Genomic DNA, 25,142 nt, shown 5'->3' with positions numbered 1-25,142 from the left:
GTGAGCGTGCCGTCGGGCGCGATCAGGGCGGTGCGGAACTCCACCGACGACACGTGGCCCTCGCCGATGCCGCGCACGCTGAGCACGCACCGCAGGTGCCCGCGCGGCACGCCTTCCTGGTCGGGGGTGCGCGACCAGCGACGGGTTGCACAGCGCCGCGCCCTCCACCGAGTATTCGTGGGTGAAGTACGCGCCGATCAACATCCGCCGCGCTTCCGACAGTTCCACGCCCGCGTCGAGGCGGTGGCTGACGCTCGCGAAGTGGTCGGCGAAGCTCTCCCGCAGGTCGCGGTGCCGCCGCGCGAACAGCTTCACCGTGCGGGTCAACGCCACCTCCGCGGTGTCCTCGTCCAGCGCCATCACCCGCCGGATCACCCCCGCGGACCGGGACTCGTGCTCGGGCTTCTCCTCGCCCGGCACGAACAGCCCGGTGACGACCCGGCCCGGGTCCGGCCGCAGCCGCACCCGACCGCGGGTGACCAGGGCGCTCACCCGGCGCTCCCGGTGAACACGCGGGCGTGCTGGAGGGTCGAGAGCAGCGCCAGCGTGGACTCGGCACCCTGGTTGCGGTTGCGCCCGTCGCGCGACAGGCCGTCGCACCCGCCGCCGGTCTCCTCGTCCAGCAGCGGCACGCTGGCGTCGTTGTCGCCGCCGAACCCACGCCACCGCGCGCCGGACGCCGGCCGGCCACGCCCGGTCGCCGGTCACCCGGTGGGCGCGGGCGCAGGCGTCGGCGAGCGCGGCGGCTTCGAGAGGCTGCTGATCGAACGCCGGGCGGTGCTCACCGGCGCGCCAGCCGTGCATGGGCGTGGGCGAGAGCCGGTCGCCGGCGGCGATGAGCGCTTCGGGCAGCACGGCGTTGGCGTAGAACAGGCGCGCTTCAGGCCAAGGCCACGGCACCGCCCGGTCCGGCCCGCCCACGACGGCGGGGATGTCCGCCAGGAGTTTCCGCGACGACTCGTGGTCGGGCTGGGCGCGCAGCACCTCGGCCGCGCCCAGCGCGGCGAAGCACATCGCGCGCCACGTCGTCCAGGCAGTAGCCGTGCGCGCGCAGCGGCAGCGGTCTCAGGGCGTGCTCGTGCAGGCCCACGTCGTCGCTGAGCCGGACGAGGTGGGCGAAGCTCGGGCCGTTCACAGCGGGGTCACCACCCGGGTGGCGGCGAGCCGCTCGGAAAGGCCCGCATAGCTGCGCGCGACGGCGGGCCGGCTCACGCTCGGCGCGAGCCGCCTGGCCCGCTTCCCCATCCCGACGGCCGGCCCCGGATCGGTCAGCACGCGCCGCAGCGCGGCGGCGATCGCCACCGGGTCGCGGTGCGGCACCACCAGACCCGCTCCGCCCGCCAGCAACTCCACGGCGTGCGGGAACCGGGTCGCGACCACCGGCCGGCCCGCGCCCACGGCCTCGACGAGGACGCCGGAGGTGACCTGTTCGGAGGACTCGTAGGGCAGCAGGACGACGTCGGCGCGGCCGACCAGCTCGGCCAGCGCGTCCACCGGCCGGTAGGTCGCGTCGAACTCGACCAGGTCCGCGACGCCGAACGCAGCCCCCACGTGAGGATCAGCGGCCGGCCGGCGCGTGGTTCGAACGGCGGCGCGTCGACCGGGAGTGCGCCGTGCGGGATGACCACCACGTCCTCGGGGCGCGCGACGGCGTACCCGGCCAGCAGTCGATCCCTGGCCGCCGCCGACATGGTCACCACCGCGTCCGCGTGGCCGACCACGTCCTCCAGCACTCGGCGTGGGGTTCGGTGAGGACGGTGTGCAGCACGACGATCACCGGCACGCGCAGCCGTGCGAGCACGTCCTCGCCGTCCCGCCGGCGTAGATGCCGTACTCGTGCTGCACCACGACCACGTCGCAGCCGTTGAGCGCCTAGGCGGCGGGTTCGACCCCCGGCGACCATCTCGTGCACCACGGGCGGCGTCGCGCCCCGCGGCCGGTCGGTGTCGGCGGGCACGCGGACGACCCGCCTCCGCGCGCCCGGGGCACCGCGATCAGGTGGTGCAGCAGCGCGGCGGTGAACGTGGCCAGGCCACACTGCGTCGGGGGAACGTGCTGAGAAACCCGTAGGTTCGAGCCATGCCAACGCCTTTCGGGGGTAGAGGGCGGCGACGGCCATCACCCGAGCACCGGTCCTAGTCCGATGTGGACACTCGAGACCAGCCGAACCGCCCACGGCAGCGCGGGCAGTTCGGTGGACAGGTCCTCCGGCCGGGCTCGCCCGCTTCGCCGACATGCCCCCTGGGTGAGCACCTCGTCCGACCTCGGTCAAGGCTGCTCGGCGGCCATCGTGGGCCGGTGGGGTGGCGACGGGCGGCCCCGGTCTCACACGGGATGTGCCGTCCCCGGCCGGATGGTCCGGCCGGTCTGGCTCCTCGTCGAGCGCGACATGTGGACTGCTCGACCATACCCACGCTACGCCGCACCGGCGGATTTCCCGCTGAGATTCCGCTGAGAATCACCACAAAATCGAGCACGGTCGGCACGCCCCGAAGAACTTGACGGTGGAGTTCAGTTTTCCCGTCACCGCCAGAACGATCAGACAAGCAGGTCCACTATGGCGATCAGCAGCTACGAATCCCCGTACAGCCTCGCCCCGGGCTCCGCCCGCCAGGTCCTGCGTGAAACCCCGACCCTGGCCCACGACCTGGCCCGATCCGACACCGGAGGCACCGGCTACACCCGGCAGCGCGCCGCCGGGCAAGCCGATCCCAAGCCCCTCAAGGATGGAATTCCGACACCACCGGCCGATCCCGGACGGACCAGGCGGACCGAATTTCGGGGTTCTTCGGCGTAGTGTGGGGCGAACCGGGGCACTTCGCGCGCTGACGTCCGAGCCGGCGCCGCCCGCGGGCGCACCACGACGTCCGGCCGCCTCCGGCCGGAGGCGGGACCAGCGAGATGAACCAGCCCGATCCCACCACCTCACCGACCACCGAGCCCGAATGCCGGTGGACGCTGACACCGCGCACCGGGGCGGAGGGCTGGGTCGACGGCGGCTGGTGGCCGCGCTCCACCGACCCCGCCACCGAGTTCCCGCCGCTGATCGCCGCCATGTCCACCCGGGGCCTGCCAGTGCTGCGGGTGTCGTTCCACCTCGGCGCGTGGGACGCCGGCGCGCGCCGGCTCACCGTCCACGACACGGTGGTGGAATTGGAGGGTTTCCGCTCCGCCCAACCCCACATCGTCACGATGATGGGTCCGCACCGCCGCCGCACCCGGCTGCTGGTGATCCCCCCGGCGACTCCCGCTGGTGCCGCACGAGCCGCGCTGCGCGCCGCCGCCGACATCGACACCGACGCTACCGCCGAGGACATCCTGCGGTGGAACAACGTCCCCGGCGCCTCCGCGGTCCCACCCCGGCCACGGCGGCACGCCCGCTCCGTGAGGGACAACGCCGCGCCGTGACCGCCCTGTCGAGTTCGATCGTGCCCCCCCTCGGCCGATGAGTCAGACACGTGATGAGTTCCGCGACGACATCCTCAGGCAGGTCGCCGAACAGCCCTCCGCCGTCGTGGTCGTGCTCGGAGCGGGCTTCGCGCTGGGCAGCGACCCGCGTGTTCGCCACCGTGTGGCTGCGCACCCGCCGCTGATCCTCGTGGCCGCGACCGGCCCGCACCGGCTCATGATCGTGCGCACCTGGCTGAGCCGCTTCCTGCCCTGCTTCGACCGGCTCGATGCCGGCCTCGTTACCGCCGAAGCCCCACCCGGACACCGCCGCGAGGAGGCGCAGCTACCGGCCACCGCCGACGCGCCACACCTCGCCGACCGTCCCGTTCGGACACAGCGGACAGGTCGGTCAGCGGTTCGAGGAGGGGAACCTGCCGCCGCTGCTGCCCAGCGCGATGAGTTCGGTGTACTGGCCCTGCCACGACCGTTCGGTGGTGAGCAGGTCGGCCAGGCGCTGCGCCCACGCGACGTCGAGCGGCGAGGGTCGACCGGCCAGGTGGGCCTCGGTCTCCGCGCGCGCCTTGAGCCACTCGGACAGCGTGGGATCGAGCGCGGGACCACCGGCGTCCTCCGACATATTCGGAACGGTACTGCGCTGATCACGCCCACGCCTGCTTCCTTCCGGTACAGTCGGCCGAGTTGGGCACGAGACGCCGGCACCCCGCCGTTGCGGTACCCGACCCAGTCCGGTCCGCGCCACGTCGACCGGAGACGGGAGAGCCGGCTTGCCGCCGGAGATTCGACCCACCTCAGCACCGCCCTCCCAGCCCTGTCCACCGGGCGCCTCGCCGTCGTCGCACGCCGGCCACCCCGCCGTGCGCAGGGAGTTCTCGATGACACCTCCGGGACAGCCGAGCCGATCGCGCGTCGTGGCCGGGAGCTTCGCCGCGGCGCGGGCCGCCGAGGGCGAAGCCCAAGCGGTGCAACGCACCCGGGCCGCGCTGACCGTGGCCGGCCACTCGCTGGACCCCGACGACTGCGTCGAACTGCTGTCCATGTTGGGCCTGCCCGACCCCGACACCCGCTTCGCCGCCGGCGCGTGGGACCGACCCCCGAACCGTTCACCCCGGGACGTGCACGACACGTCCCGAACAGCACAAGGAGCATGTTCCATGACGCAAGGCACCGTGAAGTGGTTCAACGGCACCAAGGGTTTCGGGTTCATCACCCCGGCGGGCGGAGGGACGGACGTCTTCCTGCACCACTCCGAGATCCAGGGCTACGACTTCCACGGCGTCGCGGACGGCCGCCCGGTGGAGTTCGAACTCGGCGAGGGCCACAAGGGCCCGCACGCCACCTCGGCCCGGATGCTCTGACTCCGTCGTCGTGGGCGGTGGGATCTCCCCGCCCACGACGGGCCTTTCAGTTGCGGCGAGCCGGCTTCGGCGCTTGGAAGCGCGGCGTGGGCCAAGGCGTGTTCCGGATGAACGACCCGACTTTCGCGGACAAGCACCTCACCGTTCGAGGGCAGAGCCACGAGAACAACGGCGCGATCCACCGGTACCAATGCGAGAACGACTCGGCCCAGCGGTTCGTCATCACGCCGAACTCAAGCGCAGCCAAGGCCCGCTCAACGACTCGCACCGGTGCTGACGGCGCTCGTGGCCGACCGGCGCCGGCGAGTGTCCGACCGGTGTCCCTCAGCCCGACGATCCACGAGCACCTCCCGATCAACGAGCGAGGACCACAGCAGTGGTCTCCGGGCGTATCTCCGGAAACCCTTGTCATCGCGGCGTGGATGCCTCGTCACCCGGCACTCAGATCCCAGTTCCCTGTCGAGGACCGCGCCAGGACGGTGCCCGCCCCGCCTCGCCCGACCGCGCTCGCCGAGTGTCCCGCCGCCACCATCCTGCCGGGCATCCCTGTTGTCGACGCCTCTCCGGCCCGAGATCCGCGGTTCCTGTTCCAATTTCGAGCCGGGTGCTCTCGTCAGGTTCCTCTGCACCTGCGGCCTCGGGCTTCGGCGATGCTGCGCTACATCGCGGCCAACGCGGACCGGGTCGCCGCGATGGTGATGGGCGAGTACGAGCGCGCTCTCCTCGACGGTGCCCAGGTACGAGAACTTCGGGCGGTGCTGGAGCGGTACGGGGCGCAGCTGTGGCTGCCGGAAGCACAAGGGCTGGTGCTCGCCGCACGCTCGCAGACGGAAGTGATTCGCTTCCGCCACCGCGTCGTCACCGCCATGCGCAGGCAGACCGTCGAACAGGGCCGCTACCTCGGCGGAGACCGCCCTACGGCTACCGTCTCGTTGACGCCGGGCCGCATCCGAAGCGAGCGTTGGCGCGACGCGCCGGCGGCGTCACTGTGCTCGACCGCATCAGCGATCGCGATGTGATCCGTTGGGCGGCGTCGCGGAGGTCCTGGTTCCGGCTTGCCCGTTTGGCGTCGTCGATCTCCCGGAGTGCCACCGGCAGCAGGTGGGCCATGTACCTGGCACCGATGGTGGGAGCGTGTGTCGTGCTCCCAGTCCCGTACTCGGGACAGGAGCTTCATACGCGCTGCTTCCGGCGTGGTGTCGCTGGTAGCCCAACCCCGGCTGGGAAAGCCGATGAACACCACGCGGCTTTGGCCACGCCGGTCAGGGGTGATGTTGACGGTACCCGAGGCCGCGCCAGGACCTCTGGTAGGCGACGTGGATATCGTCCAGCTAGGTCAGAAGCCGTTCGACGCAGGAGGGAGGCTTCGGCGCAACTGCCCGTTTGCCCACCACCGCACCCCTCACTCCTCGGATTCGATGGCCACGAAGTAGATCTTCGAGCCCGAAGCGCCGATCGGGGTGTCAGCATAAGCAGCGGTAACCCATACCGACCATGGCCAACGTACGGCACGACCTGTCGGTGAGGACCGAGCCGCGGCCGGCCGTGCTCCGAGGATTTCAGGGCAGGACGACTGCCTCACAGCGGTGAGGGATCGGATTCGGCGAGCCGACCGACCAGCGGGACCGCGAGCCCGGTGCGGGGTCAGTCGACGTCGAGGAGTTCTGCGAGCAGGGCACGAACCCGGCGGTCGATCTCGTCGCGGATGGGGCGGACGGCGGCGATGTCCTGGCCGGCGGGGTCGTCGAGGTTCCAGTCGAGGTAGCGCTTCCCTGGGAAGACGGGGCACGTGTCGCCGCAGCCCATCGTGATGACGACGTCGGACGCCTCGACGTCTTCCGTGGTGAGCTTGGCGGGAACTTCAGCGGTGATGTCCAGCCCCGATTCGGCCAACGCCTCGACCGCGGCGGGATTGACCTCGTCGGAGGGTGCGGAGCCTGCGGAGCGGACCGCGACCCGTCCCAGGGCGTAGTGCTGGAGCAGCGCGGCGGCCATCTGGGAGCGGCCGGCGTTGTGGACGCAGACGAACAGGACTTCGGGCTTCGCGTTCAACGGGTGTTCCTTCAGCAGGTGGCGGGTAAGGGCGCTCTCAACGGCCACAGCGCCGCCTGGTCACGGCAAGGCCCTGGGAGGGGGGCGACCTTGCGATCCACGGTCAGGCCGCACCGCAACGGCATCGACGCCCCGCACACCTGCTTAGATTGACTTCTATTTAGACGAGTGTCAACCTCATCCGGTGTCGAAGTCGCTGCCGTTGGTGGACGCCTGTTCCACCTCACTCGCCCGTGAGCCCCTGTCCTCCGATCAGGCTGTCGAACTCGCCCGCCTCTTCAAGGCGCTGGGCGACCCGGTGCGGCTGCGGCTGTTGTCGCTGATCGCCTCCCATGAAGGCGGGGAAGCCTGCGTGTGCGACCTGACCGACGCCTTCGACCTGACCGGGCCGACGATCTCCCACCACCTCAAGTCGCTGCGCGAAGCCGGTCTGGTCACCAGCGAGCGGCGTGCCACCTGGGTCTTCTACCGGGCGGTGCCCGAGGTTCTGGCGCAACTGTCGACCGTACTCGTCCCCGGCGATTCCCTGCCCACAGAGGTGGGAGCGTGACCACGACCGATGGCGCCACCCTCGACGCCGGAGTGGTCGGCAAGCTGTCCCCGCTGGATCGGTTCTTGCCGGTGTGGATCGGCGCGGCCATGGCCCTCGGGCTGCTGGCCGGGCGGTGGATACCGGGTTTGGACGCGGTGTTGAACGCGGTGGCGGTGGACGGGATCTCGTTGCCGATCGCTCTTGGGCTGTTGGTGATGATGTACCCGGTGCTCGCCAAGGTCCGCTACGACCGACTGGACGGCGTCACCGGCGATCGGCGGTTGCTGTGGTCGTCGTTGGTCCTGAACTGGCTGGTGGGTCCGGCGCTGATGTTCGCGTTGGCGTGGCTGCTGCTGCCCGACCTGCCCGAGTACCGCACCGGCCTGATCATCGTCGGCCTGGCGCGCTGCATCGCGATGGTGATCATCTGGAACGACCTGGCGTGTGGGGACCGGGAAGCCGCCGCCGTGCTGGTGGCGTTGAACTCGGCGTTCCAGGTGATCGCTTTCGGGCTGCTGGGCTGGTTCTACCTGTCCGTGCTGCCCGGCTGGCTGGGCCTGCCGCAGGCCGACCTCGCGGTGTCGGGGTGGCAGATCGCCAAGAGCGTCCTGATCTTCCTCGGCGTCCCGCTGCTGGCCGGCTACCTCACCCGCACCCTGGGCGAGAGGTCCAAGGGCCGCGACTGGTACGAGACGCGGTTCCTGCCGAAGGTCGGCCCGGTCGCGCTGTACGGGCTGCTGTTCACCATCGTGGTGCTGTTCGCGCTGCAAGGCGACCAGATCACCAGCCGACCGTCGGACGTGGCCCGCATCGCACTGCCGCTGCTGGTCTACTTCGCCCTCATGTGGGTCGGCTCGTACGCGCTGGGCCGTGCGATCGGGCTGGGCTATGAGCGCACCGCGACGCTTGCGTTCACCGCTGCGGGCAACAACTTCGAGTTGGCTATCGCGGTCGCCATCGCCACGTTCGGCGCGACCAGCGGCCAAGCCCTCGCCGGGGTCGTCGGCCCGCTGATCGAGGTGCCCGTGCTCGTCGGCCTGGTTCACGTCTCCCTGGCGCTGCGCCGCCGGTCTACCACCACTCGCGCGTAGGTCCCGTGCTTCGTCGGTCCTTCCCCTTGCCCGGTGTACACCCGCCTCCGGTGGCGCGCGATCCCGCGACGCGGTCGACAGAAGACGCCGTTCCGGAGAACGTTCGCAGGAAGAGCGCTCTCGAAGTTTCCGTGGCATGTGCTCGTGCACCAGGCTCAAGTCCTGGACGGGTCGGGTTCCGGCAACAGGTCGGTGATGTCTCGGCGCGGACTGGGCGGCGTGGGGTGGCCGAACCCGATGCGCAACACGGTTTGCGGCACGATCGAGCCGCCCAGGGAGCGGCGCAGGTCGGCGTGGGTCTGGCGGACCTCGATCGGCTGGGACATGAACGACGCGGACAGCCCCCAGCACCCGTTGCAGCGCCGCCCGGCCTGAACTCGCTGCGGGAATCCCGGCGCTCACGTCCGGCCTCCCCGGGGAGGCCGGTACCCGACCCGGTCGACATCGGGACCGGTCAGGCCGGCGGCCCCGGACCCGACGGGATCCGTCGGCGCGATCGACGTCAGGACGCCCACACGGTGGACGGGCGTCGCGCACCACGCCGCGGCGATCGGGCAGCGCCTCGGCCAACTTCTCCAGTCCGTGCAGGATCACCGCCGACACCTGCGGCACCCCCACCAGCAGGACCTGCTCCCGACCGGGAAACCGCACCAGCGTCGCAGCCCGACCGGCACCCTCAGCTTGCCCCGCTTGTTCAACACGTACCGACCGGCGAGGGACGGCTAGAGCCTGTCCTGTAAGTCATCGGAGCCAGAGGACGATGGCGGCGAGGGGAGTTCAGCCTGGTAGTAGGCGGCTCGTTTGGTGTAGCGGGTGGCCAGGCCGCGGGACTGCTTGAGCCGGTTGAAACACCGCTCGACCACGTTGCGCTGCTTGTAGCGTTCGGCGTCGAAGGCCGGTGGTCGCCCACCGCGTGAGCCCAGGGCCGCGCGGTGGGCGTTCTGGTCCCTGCGTTCCGGGCAGGTGAACGCGATACGGCGGGCCCGCAGGGCCTGCCTGGTCGACTTGTGCGAGTAGGCCTTGTCGGCGATGGCCGCCTCGGGTCGGACGCGCGGATGTCCGGGTCCGGGGCGGGTGACGCGGATGCCGCCGAGCAGCGGCAGCAGCCGTGGGTTGTCCCCGGCCTGGCCCGGTGTGATCAGGATCCGCATCGGCAGTCCGCGCCCGTCGACCGCGATGTGGATTCTGGTGCTCAGTCCGCCCCGGGAGCGTCCGAGTCCTTCGCCGTCGACGGCGAGGGCTTCGACTTCGGCGGCGCATCCCCATTTTTCCGGGCCCGGCGGGGTGCTGGTGGGCCCCGCACGACACTGGAGTCGACGCTGACGATCCACTCCGGTTCGCCGACGGAGTCGTCCTTGACGATCACCCGGTCGAGGATGCGCTGCCAGGTGCCGTCCGCTGCCCACAGGCGTAGCCGTTCGTGCGCGGTCTTCCAGGGTCCGTACCGCTCAGGCAGGTCCCGCCAGGGTGCGCCGGTGCGCGCTTCCACAGGATCGTGTTGATCACCTGCCGGTGATCCCGCCACCTGCGGCCATGCCCGGACACCGGAGGTAACAGCGGCTCGATCACCGCCCACGCACGATCGGTCAGCTCACCACGACCCACCATGCACCAGAACTACCAGACACCCTGATCAATTACAGGACACCGCCTAGTACAGCCAGTCGTTGTTGAGCGTGTTCCGCGGACCATCCCGCTCGCGGGGAAGACGCCCCCGCGATGACGATTGGGTCCGCCACTTGGAGATCATCCTCGCTCGCGCAGGGAGACGACATGGGCACGGTGCACTACTGGGCGATCAACGGACCACCCCAGCTCATGCGGGGGAAGACTTCGGCGTGAGCTTGGTGCAGCAGTCGTCGCCCGGACCATCCCGGCTCGCGCGGGAAGACGCCCCAGGCCTGAAGGTCCTGGTCAGCAACCAGGGACCATCCCCGCTCGCGCGGGGAAGATGACGGCGACGAGCGCTGGGTCTTCCCTCAGGTCGGAATATCCCCGCACCCGCAAGGAAGGCGGGCCGAACGAGTCGCGCTACTTGAAGATGTCCGGAGCATTCCCGCAGGCGCGGGGGAGGCAACTGCCATCTGCATACCAGCTTGGACAACGTCGAGCCATTCCTGTTCTCCGGTGAGACCGCTGGCAATCCAGTAACATCGGGTCGATGATAGGAGCATCCCCATAGGCACGGGGAAGACGCCAGGGCTGCGGCGAGCTGCGTTTTGCCGTTCGGACCACCCCCGCAGACGCGGGGACGACATGGCATCGTCCAGATCCTGAAGGTAGAAGCCCGGAGCACTTCCGCACGCGGGACAACACTCGTTGACCTTGTGGTTTGCTGGACGCGGTGCAGGTTGGCAGCGGTTTGATCCTGACGGCTGTGCGTTGGTTGTCTTCGTGCTGGGCAACACAGCGTTCCGAATGAAGAAGTGGCGGCACACCTGAAGGTATGGACGAGCGACGACATAGTAATGCCGCCCTTGCCGGTTATCAGGCATGGCGGGCGGGGGCGAGGGTGAGCAGGCCGCAGCCGTAACCTTTGGCGGGGCCGATACCGTTGATCAGGGTGGCGCGTAGCAGGTCGGCGTCGGTGACTTCCAGGTGTCCTTCGAACACTGCGGTGGACAGCGTGACGTCGGCGCTCTGTCGTTTAAATACCAGTTGCTCGCGCCCGCGCACGGCGACGTCGGGTTCCTTGTGCTCGCCGAGTGTCACGGCGAATCCGTGTCGTTCGGCTCGGGTGAGTAGCCAGTCGGTTTGTTGGGCGACGGTGACGTGTCCGAAGCGCTGCGAGCGCGGTGAGTCGGAGGTTTTGCGGCGATTGCCGACGGGGTTGGCTTTGAGTCGGAAGGCCCATTGCTGGCCGGGTTTGATCCGGTCGAGCAGCGGTTGGTAGTCGCGAGTGTCCCAGGTGTGGGTGGTGGGCCAGCCGACCTGTTCGACCAGGTGGGTCAGGTCGGGACGGTGTGGGCTGACCAAGTAGAGCAGGACTTGGTGCTGGTTGCGGTCCACACGCCACAGCACCCGGCCGTCGGCCGGCGTGGGCGCGCTGGGAGGGAAGGCTGACATGACCGCGGCGTGCAGCTTCTGCGGTGAGGCGAGCAGTGAGCGGGAAGCGCGGCGGGCTGCGTTGATTTGGAAGCGGGTCAGGTGCATCAGGCGGTCTCCACGAACGCCGCCATCGGGTCGAACGGGTCGTCCGGAGGGTTCGGGCTGGGAGCGGGTGGGCGGTGGGCCGGGTTGGGAACAGTGACCGGGTAGCGGCGCACTGTGCGCCATCCGTACTGGCGTTCGCGGGGGTCGAAGCTGATCGGGTCGTCCCGCACGACGATGCCGTCCTCGGCGTGCTGCGGGTCGTCATACGCTGACGCGCCTTCGTCGCCAGCGGCAGAGTCGACGATCACGTCCAGGTCGATCGTGGCGTGGCGGTGGCGCCGTTGGACCCACGGAGAGGCCATCCAGGGGTGTTGGGCCAGGAGTTCGTGCAGTGTGCCTTCGTGCAGGCCGTGCAGCAGCTTGCCAGCCGGTGGGCACGATCGCCGCCCCAGGAACAGCGGGAACACGGGGCTGCGCAGCGCCCGCTCCAGGCTTTCCAGCAGTGCCTGTTCGCCTTCGACGGCGACGGCGAACACGGCGTCGGCGAGGTAGAAGCGGTAGGACAGCGGCATTGAGGTGGACCCGTCGCGGGTGCGTGCGGTCTGGAAGTCGCGTTGCAGTTGGCCGGCTTGGTCGACGCGGACTCCGATGCGCAGGTCGAGCAGTCTGCCCAGCGGGTCGGTGCGTTGTAGTCCTTGTGCGGCGGCGAGCATGCCGAGGATGCCGCTGCGGCTGGGGACGCGGTCGGTGTTGCGGCGGGTGAATCGGCTGCTGGTGCCCCAGGATTGCAGCGGCGCGGCGAACCGCAGCAGCAGGGTGGTCACGCCTTCTCCCCGAGCCGGTCGGCGACCAGTGCGCCCACCTCGCGCACGGTCGGGTCGAAGGTGCTGCGCCGCGCCAGCTCGGCCAGCGGGGCGACCTTCTTCTCGCCCACGCCGAACACCCAAGCGTCCACGGGCTGTTCGTCGAACGCCTCGTGCAGCTCGCGAGCGTGCTCGGCCAAGCGGCTGACGGCCATGACTACCCGGCCGCCGTCGGCGTCGTCGGGCACGGCTTCCTCGAACGCGCCGACCAGGTTGATCGACTGGGTGTGGCGCACGACGACCAGGACGGCGTCGGGCAGGGTGCGGTTGGCGAAGGTGTTCTGCTTGCCGGTGGGCATGCTGGACACGAACGCGCGCACGAACGCCTCCACCGCCCGCCGGGTGCCTCCGACGTCGCCGAGGTTGTCGCGGAGCCGGTCGACGTCGACGGTGGCATACCGATAAAGGGTGGAGGAGTTGAACTCGACGGTGCCGATCATCCCGGCACCGGCGTCCTCGGCGTCGGCTTTCTTGTGGTCGTCGACGGCGGTGAAGTAGTCGTACTCGTTGTCCACCGTGTGCACGCTCAGCGCGTGGGCGACCTGGCAGGCGGCATCGACGTTGAGGTCGGTGGCGTCGGCGACCATGCGCCCGAACAACGCCACATCCACCGAGTGCTGCTGATCCGCCCGCGCCCGCGCGTCGGCCTTGTTGATGTCCGGCTTGCCCTCACCCGCCTTCTCGGCGGCCTCGATCACGAGTTCGGCCAAGCCCTGGATCTGTCGGGTGCTCAGGAACAGGAGGTAGCCCGACTCGGGCAGTGCCTCCTTCTTCCGCGCCGGGGTGATCTTGATCCCGGCGGCGGTGAGCACCGCCTCGGCCAGCTCCGCCGACCGCTGCGCCAGCTCCGGGCGCTGCCGGGTGATCTCCTCGGCGACCAGTTCCACCACCCGCTTGGTGCGCACCCCCAGTTCGGCGGGGTCGAGCAGGTGCTCGAAGGCGTCGCGGGTGGCGCGCTTCCACGCCTGGCTGGACACCCGCGCCCGCCGCCGTCCACCGTAGACAGCGGTCTTGGGGCTGCCGGTGTCGTCGCGGTTGATGTTGCTGGGCGGCACGGTCTGGATGACGTGGATGTCGACGATGGTGCGAGACATGAACGGATCCTTCAAGACGGGAAGAGGAGGGTCACTCGGAGTCGGTTGCCTGGCCGGTGTCGGCCTGGCCTTCGGCGGTGTCACCGGTGGAGGCGGGGGTGCGGTAGAACTCGCGTCCCCAGCGCAGGCGCACGGTCGACGCGCCGCCGCGGCGCTGCCAGAGGATCAGTTCGTCGGCCAGCAGCGCGTAGTCCAGCGGGATGGCCTGGCCTCGCAGCAGTTGCACCATGCCGCGCAGGTGGTGCACCAGCTCGTCCAGGCTCTGGGCGGTGCCCAGGGTCTGGAACCGGCGCAGCACCGGCGGTACGACGGCGCCGAAGTCGTCGGGGTGCAGCAGCCGCACCGCGCGGCCTAGGCCGTAGCCGCGCTGGTGCATCCGCTGACGCTGGGACTGCTGGTGCACCGCGTACAGGGTCAGCGCCACGTGCGCGGCGGTCTCCGCCGCGGTTGGGGCGTCACCGGCACCAGGGCCGGCGAACTTCTCCGACACGGTGTACTGGAGGATCTCGTTCACGCTGCCCGCGGGCTTGCCGACACCGCGCCGCAGCCGCGCCAGCGCGGCCACCGCCGCCGACCGGTTGGCCAGCACACCTTCCTGCAACGACAGGATGCGAGTGTGCACCTCCTGGCCGACCTCGGTCAGCTCGACCCACCTCGCCTGGTTCGGCTGCTTCGGCGCAGCGGCAGGCTGCTCATCCACGACGGTCACGACGCGACCTTGTCCTCTCCCGTATCGGAATCACCATCACCGGTGTCCGGGTACGCGTAGCGCAACGCCAGGCGCAGCGCGCGTCGGAACCACCGGTCCGCGTGTGCCGAGGTGACCAGCTGGCCCTTCACGACCCGGCCCGACCACGCCTTCATCGGAGCCTGCCGCAGCAGCTCCGATCCCAGGTCCCGCACGATCCGGTTCGCGGTCAGGTGCCAGTCGGTCTCCGCGCCCCGCACGTCGGTGTCCGGGCCGATGCCGCGCAGCCAGGTGCGAAACGGCTGGTCGAGTTCGGCGTAGGCCAGTTCGATGGCCCTGCTGCGTGGTCCTTCGCGTTCGTCCTGGCCCGCGCCGGACGCGGCGGCCAGGTTCTCGGCGAGCTTGCCGAGGGCTTGAGCGGCTTTCTCGGCGACTTGCACACAACGCACCGCCATGTCGGCCAGTCGCGTGTCCTGGCGGCGCAGCAGCGCCACCCGCAGGGACAGCGCGTCGTCGACGATGTCGGTGGTTGTCGCGCTCTGGGCACCGTAGGTCATGCCGATGGTGCGCACCCGCACTAGCAGATCGGCGTCGAGGAAGTCCTCGGCCTCGGCGATCCATTCCAGTACCCGCGGTGCCAGGAACGGTGCGGCGTCACGGTCTTGGGAGGCCACCGCGCCCGGAAGCATCGATTGCAGACCCCGCCACACCGCCTTCTGCGGTTCGTGCTCGCGTGGCATGTAGACCCGGGATTCGCCCAGCTTCTTCTCCTGGGCTTTGCTGCGTCGCCATCCGGTGTGCGGCTCGACACGGTTGCGGTTCTGCGGCGTGATGCGGTCACCGTTGCAAATCAGCACGCCGGTCACCTTGTCGCCCTCGCGCACCAGGCGCAGGCGGCGGCTCTGCCAGGTGTAGAGGTCTACCGGCCCGGTGGGGCGGTGCAGCAGATCGCTCTCCGCGGGACCGAGCGGGTCGCGTTCCCACACCGGCAGGTCGATCGTGTGCGAGCGGGGCATCGTCTCCGACTCGTCGGGGATGAGATTGAGCAGCAGCGTCTCCCGCAGCGTGGCTCCTTCGGGCAACACGCCGCCGAGGTAGCCGGCCCAGCCGGTGCCGATCGGATAGCCCTTGCCGTTGCGGACCCGGTCGTCGTCCACCGCACCGGACTTGATCCCGGACGGGTCGTAGGCGTGGCAGTGCACCACCCACCGGGCCGCCTCGGCGAAGGACAACGACACCCGATCACCGAGCCGGGTAGTGAAGAACGGGTGGCCGTTGGGGATGTCGGCGATCAGCTTGTTGAGTTCCGACACCTCGCCCTTCTTGGTGCGAAGCCCCGCGACCTGGAGGAACGGCGCCTCCGGGTTGAGCAGGTCGAAGCGGTGACGATGCCGCTCCAGGTATTTCAACGCCTCGGTGGCGAAGTTCTCGTCCTCGTCCTCCCAGAGTTGCGCCCAGTGCTGCTTATCGCGCGGCCCTTCCACCGCCTGGTGCAGCACCGCCAGCAGCAGCCGCGTCAACGCGAACACCTGCGTAGGCACGTCACCGAGCAGGCCCGTCAGCTCATGGGCGCGTCGGAACACCTCGGCCAACGACAGGTCGACCCGGTCACCGTCCACCGTGCGTGCGATCAGCCACGGCTGGTCGACCAGGTTGAACGACCCCGGCTCATCGTGTGTCATGCACCAGTCCCTTGCGCAGGTCGTAGGTCAGTTCGAAGTGCGTCCTGCCGTGCCGGATCACGGCCTTGCCCTTGTCGTCGAGCACCAGCACAGGTCGGTCGCGCAGCAACGGCGAGGAGGTGAAGCCGGGAACGTGGTTCGGCTTCAGGGCCTCGACCACGTCGAGCCCGACGCTCGCCTTGCTCATCGCCCGCGGCAACCGCAGCGTGCACGCCGCGATCACCCGGGCCTGTGCCTCGCCGATGTCCCGGTCGGTGGGGATCGACATCCCGCCGTCCTTGCCGATCCAGTCGGGGGTTCGCAGTCCTCGCGCGCCGGCACCCTGCACCACCAGGACCTCCAACGACTCCTCGCCGTCGCGGACCTGCGCCGCACCCTGCGGGGTGTCGTCGGTGTCGCCGACCCCGGCCCACACCCAGCCGATCAACGACAGCGTGTCCGAGCCGACCTCGTCGAGCAGGAACGCCCGAGCCGCGTCCACCCGCTTCACCGCCTCACCAGCGGCCTTGGCGGCGGCGTCGACCATCGCCGACCGCCACGATGCGGGACCGAGCGGGGCGGTGTCGTAGGCGCGCCGCACCAGCGGTGCGATGTCGTCCGGCAACTCCAGCACATCACGGTCGGCGTCGGCCAGCAGCGCCGCGGAGCGCAACAGCAGGTGATCACCGTAGACACCTCGCGACTGCGGCACGGCCCGAACCGGCTCGGCGGCCCAGTCGTCGACTCCGACCAGCGCGCACCGCGCCTGAGTCACCGGGTCGGGGCGGGTCCGTTGGTGCCGGTGCAACCGGCCCAGCCGCTGCAACACCAGGTCCATCGGCGCGAGGTCGGTGACCATCAGGTCGAAGTCCACGTCCAAGGACTGCTCGACCACCTGGGAGGCGACCACGATGTGCAGACCGGGCCGCTCGCCCTTCGGCCCGAACATGTCCAGCAGCTTCCTGTCGATCTCCGCCCGGTCACAGGCCAGGAACCGCGCGTGGTTGACGGTGACGTTGTCCTCGCCGAAGTGCTCCACCAGCCGATCAGCGGCCTGCTGCACCCGCTTGACCGAGTTGCGCACCACGACCGCGCACCCACCCTCCGCCAGGTGCTTGTCCAGGTATGCCACCAGCGTGTCCAGGTCGTCGGGCAGCCGGTCCAGCACCACGCTCGTCCCGGGCTTCGGCAGCGGCAGCTCCCGAACCGGCCCGTCACCCGACGTGCTGATCACCGGATAGCGGAGATCGCGCTGGACCTCGTGGGTTCCGCCGTCGTAGGCGGCCAGCAGCTCGGCCCGACGTTCGGCGGGCAGAGTCGCCGACAACAGCACCACAGGCACCCGGTAGGCGCCCAGCCAGTGCAGCACACGGTGCAGGTACTGCGACATGTACACGTCGTAGGCGTGCACCTCGTCGATCACCACGACTTTGCCCGCCAAACCGAGGTGACGCAGCATCAGGTGGCGGCTCTTCAACCCGGCGAACAGCACCTGGTCGATCGTGCCGATGACGAAGGACGCCAGCACAGCCTTCTTCCGGCCACGCAGCCAGTAATGCGCCACAGCCGGCGTCTCGTCCTGCTCGCCCGTGGGCGCGAACGGTCCCCGCCGAACCAGACCGACGAACTCGTCGTTCAACGACGCCTTGCCGTGGGCCAGCATCACGCTCACCGCGCCCTCGCGCCCCGGCAGCGCCTTCACCCACTTGTGGACCCGCCCGAACATCGCATCGGTGGTCGCCTGCGTCGGCAGAGCGATGAAGACCCCGTCGGCACCGAACCGGGCGGCCAGCTCCTCCGCGGCCAACAACGCGGCCTCGGTCTTGCCCGCCCCCATCGGCGCTTCGATGATCATCAACCCGGGTTCGGCTATACCCGCCGCCATCTCCACCGCGGCGACCTGCACCGGACGTGCACCGACGGCCTCGGCGTTGAACCGGGCGCGGAAGGCGGCATCGACATCCGACCCGATCCGTCGCGGACGCCACCGCGTGGGAAGCCCCAACTTCCGCCAGCCGTCCTCCAGCCGGGACGCCAGGTCGAAGTCCCTCGGCGGTTCGTGCGCCTCCAGCAGCGGGAACAGGTCGGCATTGGACGCGATCCAGTCGGCCAGGACCACGATCGAGGCCAGCAGCACCTGACTGGGCCTGCTCAACCGGACCCCGCGATACCGCTCCCACTGAAGACCCGTCGAAGCCCGCTCCAGGAAGAACAACCGGGCCCGCTCCCACACACCCTCGCCGACCAACTCACGCTCAGCGCCGACCTTGCGTAGCGCGAGCCGCTCAGCCGGCACGCCATGGTGACTACCTACCACACTCGCCAACTGCTCGACGATCGGAAGCCTGGCAGAGCCGAATCTGTCGGCCAGGAAACCGCGGACCGCCAGGTGACTGACCAGTTCGTGCCGTACCAGCCCACGTTCACCATGAGGCGGAACCGACCAGTTCACCAGGCCGGCATCCCGCATCCGGACCACGAGCTCCGGAACCTGGACCACAAAAGCAGGACTTGCCTTGCCGACGTCATGCACTCCGGCAAGCCAACAGCTCAAAGCTCGGACACCGTCATGACCATCGGGAAGATCCCGCCCGATCCGATCGAGCACCTGAGGCGACAACCACTCATCGACCAGACGTCCGGCGACCGCCGCAGCGTCATCCAGGTGCTGCTGTAAGGGCAGCCAGTGCGTCAACACACGACTCCGGCGATCGTGGACCGACTTCGCCCACACACAGCGCCAGTCGATCTTCACGACCACGACTCCTTCCTGTAAACGGCGGTCTGCCTGTAGGGCACGAAGAGGGTACTGGCACGGCCGTAAGACGCTATACCGACACGCCCTGAAGGCACCCGTTCGGAGCAGTAGTGGTACCGCTTGAAACCGCATAAATAAGGATGGGCGTTCGTCGACGGTATCGGCTGTCGCCGAGCGAGGAGGCGATATCGCCGATATGCCTGTTTGTCGGTCACTTGCGACTCGCGACTGATAGCGGGCAACGTCGACAGTGTCCGGGCGTCATGACCTCCTTGCGTGACCATTCGTCCGCGAAAACTCGCGTCCGTCGAAACCGAACCCGGCCGACGTTCGAGGCGTTCTCGCCCGTCGAACGATATTGTGAACACCCGTATGGACTTGGATGTCGTCGAGGCGCTTGTATGTGCGTAATAGGTCCACAGGGTTCCGGTCTGGGGTGATTGTTAATGTCGGTATCTCCATCTCTGGGAGGCGCTCGCCGTGCCTCGTTCTGAAACCATTGAACCGGAACACTTTGATCGGGTGATAGATGTCCGAGGAAATTCATTGAGTGGTTCAATTGTCTGCTTTAGGCTGAGATAGGTGAGGGATCTGGGATGCGTAGACCAGAGGGCCTCCTGATGTCGTCGTGTGACACCCTCGCCAGCCCATCCGGCGGACCGGCCGGTGTCCCACCGATGTCGCCGACATCCAGTGGGGCGAACCGCACTCGCCGTTGACCGTGCCGATGATCCAGACTTCACGCGAAACCTGATCGCCGGGCAGCCTGTGGTGGCACCCGCGCGGACAGCACCGGCTGACGCCTCCCATTGGTCCCGGGTTCGCAGCGGCACACCGTCACCGTGCTCGACCCGACCGCGGAACCCTCGACCTGCTGGTGGACAGCGGGCAACGCTTCTGCGACCCATCGTGCTTCACCATGCTGCGCAGCAGGAGGGGGGTGGTCGCACGAAGCCTGTACTGGAGCACCGGGCACCGCTACCGCGTTCGAAGATTGCGCCGCCGCCAAGCCGTGGTGCATTGAACCACGATTCCTGTTGCCCAACCGCTGGCTGGCCAGTTCCAGTAGCTCGGGCGAGACCCAGGGGTGGGATTACCCCCGCTTGCGCGGGGAAGACTTGCGCGAGTCGATCCTCCGGCATTCATAGCTCGGACCACCCCCGCTCGCGCGGGGAAACAGGGCCGACATCCGCAATAGTATGGCCTGGCTGGGGCCGCTCGCCCACACGGGGTGAGACGTTTGGGTTGCCGTTCACGGCCAAGCCAACACCGGACCATCCCCTCCTGTGCGGGCAGGATGCCTCTTGATCAGGTACTTCACCGGCTCAAGAGCGTTCCGCGTCGATCTACACGACCGGTGAGGCACTCGTTGTCGGGACACGACACCGAGACGGTTGGCGCGCTCCGGCGAGGTCCGCGTCCAGAGGTCGGGACGTCGTTCGAACATCCAGTGTGGCTCGGAATTGGCCAGTGAATCCTCGACCGGGGCGCCGCGTCGCGCTCGCCGGTGATGACTGCGGTGCAGGCAGTGGCTCACGGGGATCCTCGTTGCCGAGGTCGTGCCAGCGGCTCTTACCCGCCGTAACCACGTATGGCTCTATCGTGGAGCGGAAATACTCATTCGAGTGGTTCTGTGACTGAAACGAATAGCTACCGTCCGGACGGCCTTACGCACGCGGGGTGGTCTCGTGATTGGGCGGTCACCTGAAAGTGTCAGCCTGGGGCCGGATACATTAATCCCGTGCTGCGGCGAGCCAGTCACAGCACAACGTCGACAGCTCAACTCGTCCCTCCCGTCCCTGACCGGTCGGGTCGAAATGCCGGCACCCGACATGCCCATGTCCAGCCGGCTCGGAGGTGGTTGTTGGGCAAACGTCGACGTAAGAGACGCAAGGACCGTCGCTGCACCCTGCCGCGACGGCACAACGCACGACGCGGCAGGGAGCTGCAATACCGAGTCAGGCGGATCCTCACATCCGACCGACTCGGAGCCCTTGCTGGGCTCTCTGCCCCGATCGCCAGACTTCTGATAGCACTATTCGGCGACCGGGATCGGTAGACGGCGTGCCGGGGACTGCGATCCTCGGCACGTCCGCCGAGCCGCACCGGCACATCATCCCAAACATGTATTACTGCGATGATGTAGTAGTGCGACCTGGCCTACCGTAGTACGTCGGGACGCGTGGACGGCATGCCGGTGTACCTGACCAACCCGAACGGGTAGCTGACCTGCGAGTCCTCCCTAGAGCATGGGCGCAAGGGTGCTCCAAGACGGTGTCGATACTCCTGGAACTCTGGTCTGTCTGATCGTCGATCAGCTCCCGATACTGCGCGGCCTGGTGAGCGACCAGTCACGCGTCGGGCCGAGTACGTCGGAACCTACGAGGAGTTGGCTGGGCCGACACCCTGCTCACGTGGGAAGCGCCCCGCCTGCGGCATCCCATCCCCGCCGCTGCTCGGACCACCCCCCCACCCACTCAATCGCGCAGCTCTCCAAAACCAGCAGCGGGGGCCATCCCTGCTCACGTGGGGAGGACTCAGGGAGGTAGCCGTCCTCGTCACCCTTCCACGGACCGCCCCTGCTCGCGCGTGGGACCATGAAGCCAGCAGCCACGGCTGCACACCGATGATTGGACCATCCCTGCTTGCGCGGGGAAGACCTGCGCCGCGCCTGGAGCTGGCAGCACGCCGCAGGACCATTCCCGCTCGCGCGGAGAAGCCACGAGCAGGCCCGTCTCGCCCTCAGGCATGATCGGAGCATCCCCGCTCGCAGGGAAAACCACACCACGGCGTTCTGGCAAAGCGACTACGAGACCGCCGGCCGCTACGCGGTCGACGGTCTCCGTTACACCGGTAGCGGCACCGCGACTCTCTTCCTGTCCAGTTCGCTCGCGCTGGACCTGGCCCGCGCCGGCGACGTGCGGGGGCGCCGGAACCGCACTGGCCCGCGCGCGACGGAGCGCGGAGACCACCGGGCGCGTCGAGGACGAGCTGAGTGGACCACTGACGTGCTCGGTGGACCGCGCCGGGTCGTTGTGGTCGGACGCCGAACTGGCGTTGGGCCGGGCCGGTGACGCGTTGGCGCTCGCCGACCGGGCGGTGGCGACCTTCGAGGTGACCCCCGAGGAGCACCGCAACCAGGGCTCCGAACGCATGGCCCGCCTCCAACATGTCAAAGCGCACCTGGTTCTCGGTGACCCCACTGCGGCCGAGGACGCACTACAACCTGTGTATTGGACACCCCTGCCGACCAACGGGTCCGACCGCTGGTGCGGCGCGTCTCCGAAGTCGACGCACGAGCGGCGGAAACCGACGGACCCGGAAACACGATCACCAGGCGGATCCTCGATGCCGTCACCGACTTCCGCGGCGACACCGTGACCAAGGAGTTGACCGCGTGACCGAGTCGGACCGCATGTGCGACCACTGGTGGTGGAGGCCCGGCTGGGAGACCGGCAGGTCGTTCTACACCTGGCACATCACCTTCGCCGACCAACCCGGCACGCAGCGCCTCGTCGACGACTACGCCCCCGTGCTGGCCGCGCTTCCCCAGATCGATCCGATTCCGGTCCGGTGGCTGCACCTGACGCTCCCGGGCATCGGCTTCACCGAAGAAGTCGACCTCCACGACATCGACCTCATCGTCGACGCCGCCCGCGAGCGTTGCGCCGAACTCGAACCGATCACCGTCACCATCGGACCCGCGCACGTCGACCCCGAGAGCATCCAGATGCCCGCCCGCCCCCTGCGGCCGCTGGCGGACCTGCGCCTGGCCATCCGCGCCGCAATCGGCGACGTCCGGGGAACCGACAACGTCCCCGAAGCCGAAGCCGGGTTCCGCGCGCACGTCAGTCTCGGCTACTCGAACACCGCGGGTCCCATGAAACCGGTCGCCCGAGCGCTCGACGCGCATGGCGGGCACACCGGCGAGGTCGTCGTCTCTTCGGTATCGCTGATCAACCCCAACCGGGACCACAAAGCCTACGAGTGGACCGACGTGGCGACCGTGCTTCTAGGACCGAGCCAGGCCAACAAACCCATCGAGTAGGGCCGGGCTGTCGCTTCCACCTGTAGGGAGCGGCGGCACGCCGCTTGTCCACCTGGCTGGGTGTCTCGACCCGGACGCGCCCGTCTGCTGCTCAACCCGTTGACCGGATCCGGCCAGCAACCAGGTCGCTGGCCTGCGCTATGTTCTCCGCATCTCCAGCCACTGGGAGAGCACGTGTCCGACGACGCCGCAGCACTCGCCGCCTTCGGTTACGCCAGTGCATTGGTCTTACGAACAGGGATTGCCGTGGTCTGTGCCCTGGGGCAGTCGATCGCGCTCGAACGCCGTGTAGTCGCGGCCGGCGGCGTCGCAGAGGGACCGGAACCAGTCGGCCGGGTCGAGGTCGATCCACATGAAGCCGTACTTGTTCACCGCGACCAGGCGGGACCCGATCATCTTGGGACTCGTGGAGCCGTTGGGTAGGCGGAACTCGCCGAGCCGTACGGAGTCCTTCGGATCCCACACCTCGATCAGTTCCCCGTCTCCGCCGAATAGCGAGTCTTTGGCCCGCTTGCCGACGAGCTTCCCGTCCGGGGTGAACCCGATGGGTGTCACGTGCGCGGTGAGTGGAAGCGGCTTGGAAGTGACACCGGACACCAGGTCGTGCACGTACGCGCGGCCGGACATGTACTGGATGGTCAGTCGCGTGCCGCTGAGCGCAGCGCCGATCATTTGCGAGTTGGGCTCGGGGGCGACCAGGTCACCGCCGGTGCGGCTTCGCAGGTTCCACCACCGCTGGCCTTCTGGAACGTTGACCAGGACGCGGTCGCGGTCGGGAGTGCCCAGGACGGTGCTCTTGTCCGCGGCCAGAGCCAGGTCTCGCGCGGTGGTGGCGACCGGGAGAGGTTCGCCGATCGCGGCGCCGTTGTCGAGGTTCCACCGGGTCAGCAGACCCGCGAACAGGGTGACGGCCGTGTGGTCGTCGGCGACGGCTACCGTGCGTATCCAGAGGTGATTCTTCTGCCCCGCGAGTTGCGGGGGCCGGGGCAGGGGAATGCGGCGCGACTCGGCCAGGTCACGGGTGTCGAGCATTAGCAGGTTTTCGTCGTCGAAGGTCAGCAGGCGTGCGTTGTCCGGGGTGAACGCCAGGAACGCCTTGTAGCTCCGGTGCCTCCCCTCCGCGGTGACCACCCGGCGACGGGTGCGGGTGTCGTACAAAGACACCCTCGGTCCATCCACCACGGCCATCAACGAACCGTCCGCGCTGTAGGTCGGGTTGGCCGGATCGGCGTGACCAGAGAAGTCAACGCTATGGCCACCGGCCTCTTCGATCGGGCGCGGTGGCTTCATCCGCACCACCGCAGTGCCCCGCATGTGAAGGATGACGGGGGTGCCGTCCTCCGACCGCAGCACGACAGCGCCGCCGCTCGGGGCGGAATTCTGAGCCGCGGTCAAGGCGGAGTTGGGGGTCGAAGACTGGTAGGCCCGGCCGTTGCGCGGGTCGAAGTAAGTCACCGAGCTGAAGCTGCCCGACTCGCCAGCCGGGCTGACCCCCAGGAACTCGCCGGTGAGGTCTGTTGCGACCGAGGCGCAGGCGCCCACGGTGTGGTGGAACACCTCCTCGCCGGTGAACATGTCCCGTCCGGTGAGCACGTCACCCTCGCACCTCAGCGCCATGCGTCCTTGGCGGGCGGTGCCCTCGTTCTGCTTGGGTCCCTTGGTCATGCGGACCTCGGCACCGGTATCGAGTCGCCTCACCACGTACATCGACCCGCTGGTGGTCGCCTCTAACAACGCCACCGTGCCGCTTTCGTCGTCGATCGCCGCGACACCGCTCACGTCACCCGGCGGTTGCGCGAAACCTGTAAGCCGGGACCGCCGCGCCACGTCCCACACCTCCACCAGAGAGCCGTCACCGGTGTCGTTGGCTAGGACCACGTGCCGTCCCGAGGGGGAGATCTCCATCGTGGCGTAATCCAACGGGGTCAAGTCGGACTCCGGCGAGGGTGGGCGCACAAGGACCGGCTCCCGGCGTGCCACCAGGTCCCACACGCGGATCGAGGCCGACGTGTCGATCGTCGCGGCTTTGGTGCCGTCGTCGCTGACGCGGATGGCTTTCAGTTGTTTGACTGTGCCCAGTGACCACGACTCCGGCGTGTCGCCCCACGGGTCGCGCCACGCGGTGAGCGCACCGGCTGCTGTAGCGGACACGGCGACATGGCCGGTCGGAGTGGTGGCCACCACGTCCATCGGCTCGGCGTACCGGTCGATGTCGACCTCGGCGACGTCGTGGAACACGGCGTGCTGGCGCAGCAGCGCGCCGTAGCCCACCGCCTGGTCGTGCCGCCAGGACGCCAGCGCGAACTGCACCGCGCTCATCGGCGAAACCCCGGCCTCTCGTTCGGCGAGGTCGTACAACAGTTGGGCGCCCTGCCGCCGCACGGTCGCGTCCAATTCCTGGTTGGCCGAGACGGTGCGCGCGGTGAGCAGACCGGACACCGTCACCAGCACGGCCAGCGACGCCGTCACGGCCTGCCACCTCCGAGTCGACCGGCG

At 69.0% G+C, this 25,142-nt stretch carries 19 protein-coding genes and 1 pseudogene; 7 read left to right on the top strand and 13 right to left on the bottom strand.

The genetic code is table 11. The features are described 5' to 3' along the window. The first annotated feature begins 181 nt into the window (after nucleotides 1-181). The gene (locus KZQ38_RS34630; RefSeq protein WP_219448248.1) at nucleotides 182-508 is read left to right on the top strand and encodes a hypothetical protein; all 327 of its coding nucleotides are present in this window, start codon (nucleotides 182-184) and stop codon (nucleotides 506-508) included. Here the strand turns inward: KZQ38_RS34630 and KZQ38_RS34625 are convergent. Both KZQ38_RS34625 and KZQ38_RS34620 read right to left on the bottom strand, forming a co-directional pair. Next, nucleotides 489-632, bottom strand: a complete 144-nt coding sequence (locus KZQ38_RS34625; RefSeq protein WP_219448247.1) for a hypothetical protein — start codon at nucleotides 630-632, stop codon at nucleotides 489-491. The genes KZQ38_RS34630 and KZQ38_RS34625 overlap by 20 nt on opposite strands. A gap of 499 nt (nucleotides 633-1,131) precedes the next feature. Next, nucleotides 1,132-1,551, bottom strand: a complete 420-nt coding sequence (locus KZQ38_RS34620) for a glycosyltransferase (RefSeq protein ID WP_219448246.1) — start codon at nucleotides 1,549-1,551, stop codon at nucleotides 1,132-1,134. Between the two features lie 1,350 nt (nucleotides 1,552-2,901). Between KZQ38_RS34620 and KZQ38_RS34615 the strand changes: the two genes are divergently transcribed. Beyond that, a complete protein-coding gene (locus KZQ38_RS34615; RefSeq protein ID WP_219448245.1) occupies nucleotides 2,902-3,408 on the top strand; it encodes a DUF5994 family protein in 507 nt (168 codons plus the stop codon). Between the two features lie 391 nt (nucleotides 3,409-3,799). Here the strand turns inward: KZQ38_RS34615 and KZQ38_RS34610 are convergent, their stop codons facing one another. Beyond that, complete coding sequence (locus KZQ38_RS34610; protein WP_219448244.1) at nucleotides 3,800-4,027, bottom strand: hypothetical protein; 228 nt, start codon at nucleotides 4,025-4,027, stop codon at nucleotides 3,800-3,802. Between the two features lie 535 nt (nucleotides 4,028-4,562). Here KZQ38_RS34610 and KZQ38_RS34605 point away from each other — a divergent pair. Together KZQ38_RS34605 and KZQ38_RS34600 are read left to right on the top strand one after the other, a co-directional pair. Next, nucleotides 4,563-4,766 carry a cold-shock protein gene (locus KZQ38_RS34605; protein ID WP_219448257.1) on the top strand — a complete coding sequence of 68 codons (204 nt, stop codon included), beginning with the start codon at nucleotides 4,563-4,565 and terminating at the stop codon, nucleotides 4,764-4,766. 650 nt (nucleotides 4,767-5,416) lie between these two features. Continuing rightward, complete coding sequence (locus KZQ38_RS34600; protein ID WP_219448243.1) at nucleotides 5,417-5,785, top strand: hypothetical protein; 369 nt, start codon at nucleotides 5,417-5,419, stop codon at nucleotides 5,783-5,785. A gap of 625 nt (nucleotides 5,786-6,410) precedes the next feature. Here KZQ38_RS34600 and KZQ38_RS34595 read toward each other — a convergent pair. Beyond that, nucleotides 6,411-6,818, bottom strand: coding sequence for an arsenate reductase ArsC (locus KZQ38_RS34595; RefSeq protein ID WP_219448242.1), 408 nt, complete (start codon nucleotides 6,816-6,818; stop codon nucleotides 6,411-6,413). A 184-nt stretch (nucleotides 6,819-7,002) separates the two neighbouring features. Here KZQ38_RS34595 and KZQ38_RS34590 point away from each other — a divergent pair, with 184 nt between their 5' ends. After that, nucleotides 7,003-7,368: an ArsR/SmtB family transcription factor gene (locus KZQ38_RS34590; RefSeq protein WP_219448241.1), complete on the top strand. Its 366-nt coding sequence runs from the start codon at nucleotides 7,003-7,005 to the stop codon at nucleotides 7,366-7,368. Further along, the gene (arsB, locus tag KZQ38_RS34585; RefSeq protein ID WP_219448240.1) at nucleotides 7,365-8,441 is read left to right on the top strand and encodes an ACR3 family arsenite efflux transporter; all 1,077 of its coding nucleotides are present in this window, start codon (nucleotides 7,365-7,367) and stop codon (nucleotides 8,439-8,441) included. Before KZQ38_RS34590 ends, arsB begins: the two co-directional genes overlap by 4 nt. Before the next feature lie 155 nt (nucleotides 8,442-8,596). Here arsB and KZQ38_RS34580 read toward each other — a convergent pair whose 3' ends face one another. The 8 genes and pseudogenes from KZQ38_RS34580 to cas3 form a co-directional block, all read right to left on the bottom strand. After that, nucleotides 8,597-8,767 (bottom strand): hypothetical protein, encoded by a 171-nt coding sequence (locus KZQ38_RS34580; protein WP_219448239.1) that lies wholly within the window; start codon nucleotides 8,765-8,767, stop codon nucleotides 8,597-8,599. 415 nt (nucleotides 8,768-9,182) lie between these two features. Next, nucleotides 9,183-10,046 (bottom strand): annotated as a pseudogene (locus tag KZQ38_RS34575) (IS5 family transposase). An 882-nt stretch (nucleotides 10,047-10,928) separates the two neighbouring features. Next, nucleotides 10,929-11,594 (bottom strand): type I-E CRISPR-associated protein Cas6/Cse3/CasE, encoded by a 666-nt coding sequence (cas6e, locus tag KZQ38_RS34570; RefSeq protein WP_219448238.1) that lies wholly within the window; start codon nucleotides 11,592-11,594, stop codon nucleotides 10,929-10,931. Then, nucleotides 11,594-12,358, bottom strand: a complete 765-nt coding sequence (cas5e, locus tag KZQ38_RS34565) for a type I-E CRISPR-associated protein Cas5/CasD (RefSeq protein ID WP_219448237.1) — start codon at nucleotides 12,356-12,358, stop codon at nucleotides 11,594-11,596. Before cas5e ends, cas6e begins: the two co-directional genes overlap by 1 nt. Continuing rightward, complete coding sequence (gene cas7e, locus KZQ38_RS34560) at nucleotides 12,355-13,491, bottom strand: type I-E CRISPR-associated protein Cas7/Cse4/CasC (protein WP_219448236.1); 1,137 nt, start codon at nucleotides 13,489-13,491, stop codon at nucleotides 12,355-12,357. Before cas7e ends, cas5e begins: the two co-directional genes overlap by 4 nt. 31 nt (nucleotides 13,492-13,522) lie before the next feature. Continuing rightward, nucleotides 13,523-14,200 carry a type I-E CRISPR-associated protein Cse2/CasB gene (gene casB, locus KZQ38_RS34555; protein WP_308258734.1) on the bottom strand — a complete coding sequence of 226 codons (678 nt, stop codon included), beginning with the start codon at nucleotides 14,198-14,200 and terminating at the stop codon, nucleotides 13,523-13,525. Beyond that, nucleotides 14,197-15,861: a type I-E CRISPR-associated protein Cse1/CasA gene (gene casA / locus KZQ38_RS34550; protein WP_219448235.1), complete on the bottom strand. Its 1,665-nt coding sequence runs from the start codon at nucleotides 15,859-15,861 to the stop codon at nucleotides 14,197-14,199. The genes casB and casA overlap by 4 nt, the downstream gene beginning before the upstream one ends. Then, nucleotides 15,848-18,574: a CRISPR-associated helicase Cas3' gene (cas3, locus tag KZQ38_RS34545; protein WP_308258735.1), complete on the bottom strand. Its 2,727-nt coding sequence runs from the start codon at nucleotides 18,572-18,574 to the stop codon at nucleotides 15,848-15,850. The genes casA and cas3 overlap by 14 nt, the downstream gene beginning before the upstream one ends. Nucleotides 18,575-21,995: 3,421 nt before the next feature. Here cas3 and KZQ38_RS34540 point away from each other — a divergent pair. After that, nucleotides 21,996-22,646 (top strand): 2'-5' RNA ligase family protein, encoded by a 651-nt coding sequence (locus KZQ38_RS34540; protein ID WP_219448233.1) that lies wholly within the window; start codon nucleotides 21,996-21,998, stop codon nucleotides 22,644-22,646. 228 nt (nucleotides 22,647-22,874) lie between these two features. On the opposite strand, the gene KZQ38_RS34535 is transcribed toward KZQ38_RS34540, so the two are convergent. Continuing rightward, nucleotides 22,875-25,097: a WD40 repeat domain-containing protein gene (locus KZQ38_RS34535; RefSeq protein ID WP_219448232.1), complete on the bottom strand. Its 2,223-nt coding sequence runs from the start codon at nucleotides 25,095-25,097 to the stop codon at nucleotides 22,875-22,877. Nucleotides 25,098-25,142: the final 45 nt, after the last annotated feature.

Origin of the sequence: Saccharothrix obliqua (assembly GCF_019375475.1) — a bacterium.
Classification (GTDB): domain Bacteria; phylum Actinomycetota; class Actinomycetes; order Mycobacteriales; family Pseudonocardiaceae; genus Actinosynnema; species Actinosynnema obliqua.
The sequence above is the reverse complement of the archived record's forward strand: the minus strand, read 5'-3'. Positions and strand labels throughout refer to the sequence as shown.

Excerpts from the sequence above, each read along its gene's own strand:
- KZQ38_RS34615 (WP_219448245.1), top strand. The coding sequence starts at position 2,902 with ATGAACCAGCCCGATCCCACCACCTCACCGACCACCGAGCCCGAATGC.
- KZQ38_RS34610 (WP_219448244.1), bottom strand. The coding sequence starts at position 4,027 with ATGTCGGAGGACGCCGGTGGTCCCGCGCTCGATCCCACGCTGTCCGAG.
- KZQ38_RS34605 (WP_219448257.1), top strand. The coding sequence starts at position 4,563 with ATGACGCAAGGCACCGTGAAGTGGTTCAACGGCACCAAGGGTTTCGGG.
- KZQ38_RS34600 (WP_219448243.1), top strand. The coding sequence starts at position 5,417 with ATGCTGCGCTACATCGCGGCCAACGCGGACCGGGTCGCCGCGATGGTG.
- KZQ38_RS34580 (WP_219448239.1), bottom strand. The coding sequence starts at position 8,767 with ATGTCCCAGCCGATCGAGGTCCGCCAGACCCACGCCGACCTGCGCCGC.
- cas6e (WP_219448238.1), bottom strand. The coding sequence starts at position 11,594 with ATGCACCTGACCCGCTTCCAAATCAACGCAGCCCGCCGCGCTTCCCGC.
- cas7e (WP_219448236.1), bottom strand. The coding sequence starts at position 13,491 with ATGTCTCGCACCATCGTCGACATCCACGTCATCCAGACCGTGCCGCCC.
- casA (WP_219448235.1), bottom strand. The coding sequence starts at position 15,861 with ATGACACACGATGAGCCGGGGTCGTTCAACCTGGTCGACCAGCCGTGG.